General features: G+C 64.8%; 2 protein-coding genes and 1 pseudogene. All 3 read right to left on the bottom strand.

Translation table 11 applies throughout. The features are described 5' to 3' along the window. A pseudogene (locus J2X42_RS23275) lies at positions 1 to 479 on the bottom strand (hypothetical protein); the annotation flags it as partial. 84 nt (positions 480 to 563) lie between these two features. Beyond that, a complete protein-coding gene (locus J2X42_RS23270) occupies positions 564 to 1,331 on the bottom strand; it encodes a hypothetical protein (protein WP_310168499.1) in 768 nt (255 codons plus the stop codon). A gap of 288 nt (positions 1,332 to 1,619) precedes the next feature. Then, positions 1,620 to 2,699 (bottom strand): Gfo/Idh/MocA family oxidoreductase, encoded by a 1,080-nt coding sequence (locus tag J2X42_RS23265; RefSeq protein WP_310168498.1) that lies wholly within the window; start codon positions 2,697 to 2,699, stop codon positions 1,620 to 1,622. Positions 2,700 to 2,877 lie beyond the last annotated feature (178 nt).

Here is a 2,877-nt window from a genome sequence, read left to right as displayed (position 1 = left end):
GTGGTCGTGTCGGTGGCGTTGCCAGTTCCGAGGCCGAGGTTGATGTCGGCGGCGGCTGCGACGTCGGCGGTGGTTCCGCTGCCGTCAGTGCCGGTGACCGTGCCGTTTCGGAGGCCGATTGCTACGTCAGCTGCGGCGGCCACGACGGTGGTCGTGTCGGTGGCGGTGCCGAGGCCGAGGTTGACGTCTGCGGCGACGTCGGCGGTGGTTCCGCCGTCGTTGGCACTGCCCAGCAGACCGTCACCGAGGCCGACGTTGACGTCGACCACAGCGGCAACATCCGCGGTGTCCGACGGCGTTGAGCCACCCAGCAGGCCCAACGACGTCGAGTTAGCGGATGTCGCCGCTGAGACCAGGGCGGATGCGGTGAGGTCCGATCCGCTACTTGTATCCGCAGCGCTGGCTGCGGCGGCGCCGAGGGCTAGGAGCCCGCCGGCGAAGAGGGTGCTAAGCAGCCCTCTGCGAAGGTTGGAATGCATGGTTTGTCTCCTGACAAAGTTGATGTGGGTGCAGATCAGCACCCAGTGGCCGTGTTCTGCCATCGATGGGCAGAAAGGGCTCAACTAGTCAGGAGAGGAACCGGGGTCGAATGACACCGGTGAGGGGGAATGCTCTGAGGCTCCGGTGACCGCGAAGGATCCCGGGAGCGGGAGATCAAGATCAAAGTCGTGCAGCCAGGCGGCAGGACCTGCGGGACCGGACGCGGACGTGCCGCTCCCCGCCCCTGAACTGGGCCCTGCAGGTGCCGGGAACGGTGACAGCTCACCGGTCAGGGGCGACTCCGGGCCGGCTGAGCGATGCGCCGCTACAGTCGCAGCGGGGGAGGCAGAAGTTACCGCAAGGGCGAGCCTCTGCGCGAGGGAGCCTTCGACTCCGGCATCCCCAAGAGACTGCACTTCACCGATGTCCGTAGGAGCGCCAGAGATAGCCGGCGGAACCGTTGAGTCGGTCCTGTTCAGAGCCCCTGCGGTGTCAGGGAGAACGGCTCCTATGTCCGTAACGACGGGAAGAGTAACAGGTAACGGAAGTGTCCCGGTAACCAGATCGGAGACTGGCTGTACCACGGGTTCAAGAATGGGAACCGCTTCAACGAGCGGCGGTGCGACGGTTTCCACCAGTGCTGCGGTGGCGTCATCGGCCAGTACGGCGACCGGCACGGCCCCGGCCGAGACTGACCCTGCAGGAACAACGTTATTCACTCCGGGGACGGCCGCTGCCAACCGGTCTGTGGCCCCTGTCAGCGCGCCCACGACAGGCTGCACGAGTCCGGACGGCGCCACGGCTGAAGGAGCAGGCACGGCCGCCGGCGGCGGGGCCAACGTACTGGTCAACGGGGCCGCAAGGCTTGAAACCGACGAAGTCACCCCGCCCAGGAGCGAGCCGGAGTCGGCAGAATCAGCAGTTGCGGCAGTACCGGAAAGCGTCAGCCAGGTAAGGGTGGCCGCTCCTGCAAGGAGAACCGGCCGGAGCGCACGCCATGGCAATAGACCTTTAGCCATGCGTACCACCCCCAGTACCGATGAAGCCGACGATGTTTACATACTAAGACTGCTTATTGATGGAAGTCTAGATAAAAATCAACATATTCCCATCAAATTGACATTCCCTGTCACTCATATTCACTGACTTTCGTGGGCGTCGTTCGGGTAGCTGACACCGAGCTGGGCGCGGACGCCGTCGAACAGGCGCATGGTGTTCAGGGAGTCCTCGAGCGGCATAACTGGGCTCTCCGTGAGCCCCTGCTGGATGCAGCGCGTCACCTCGCGGAGCTCGTATGTGTAACCCCGCCCGACGGCGTCGAACTCCTCGCGGCGAGGTTCCTCGCGGCCGATGCAGACCAGCAGTTCACTCGGGTTGTTGATCGAACCGACGCTTTGCAGGTATCCCCGGCTTCCGGCGACGGTTGCCGTCCGGGGCCCGTGGGCCAGGAGGGAGGACGTCAGCTGGACCTGGGCGCCGTGGTGGTACCCGAGGGTCATGGCGTTCTGGGCGTCCACGCCGTCGTCGTTGACAACCCCCGTCGCGCTGACGGTCTGCGGGAATCCGAGGGTTCCGAGCGCCCAGAGCAGGGGATATATGGACAGATCGAGCAGTGCCCCACCGCCGTCCTGCCTGGCCCACAGCCTTGCCGTGGGGGAGTACGGCGCGGGGAAGCCCAAATCGGCACTGATCCAGTGCACATCCCCGAGCTCGCCGGACGCGGAGATCTCAAAGGCCCGTTGCATGGCCGGCAGGAACCGGCTCCACATGGCTTCCATGAGGAACAGCTTTTTCCTGCGGGCCGTATCGATGAGCTCTTTGGCTTCCCGGGCGTTGATCGTGAAGGCCTTTTCGCACAGGACATGCTTCCCGGCGTTGAGCGCGGCGAGCACAATCTGGTGGTGCTGGGCATGCGGCGTGGCGACATAGACAACGTCCACCGAATCGTCGGCGAGCAGCCGCTGGTAGCCGGGAACGCCGCCGTCGTCCCCGTATGCCTTGGCGAAACCATTCGCCGCGGCGAAGCTTTCTGCAGATTCCTGGCCGCGGGAACTGACGGCGTAGAGCTCGGCGTCAGCCAGCAGGGCCAGGTCCGCGGACACAGACCGGGCGATCCCGCCGGTGGCGATCACTCCCCAGCGCAGCGTGGTGCCAGTAGCGGACCGGGGGTCCTGGTCGGGCTGGCTGGACAGCCATGGCTTGGCAATGGGCGCACTCATGCCAGCCATCCTCTCACTGTGGTGATAGAGCGTCAGGGAAAAGCACGCGGAAGGTGAGAGAGGATCCCCAAAAAACCTGCAGAAAGTGAGAGTGTCCCTATGTTGTTCGTCAAGGGGTTTGGGGTGTTTTGGGGTGGTAGAGGCTGCCATCGCGGAGCATGGCGAAGAGGGTGTCGCA

Origin of the sequence: Arthrobacter sp. BE255, assembly GCF_031457335.1 — a bacterium.
Taxonomy (GTDB): domain Bacteria; phylum Actinomycetota; class Actinomycetes; order Actinomycetales; family Micrococcaceae; genus Arthrobacter.
Note: the sequence above shows the minus strand (reverse complement) of the source record. Positions and strands in the feature narration are given on the sequence as shown.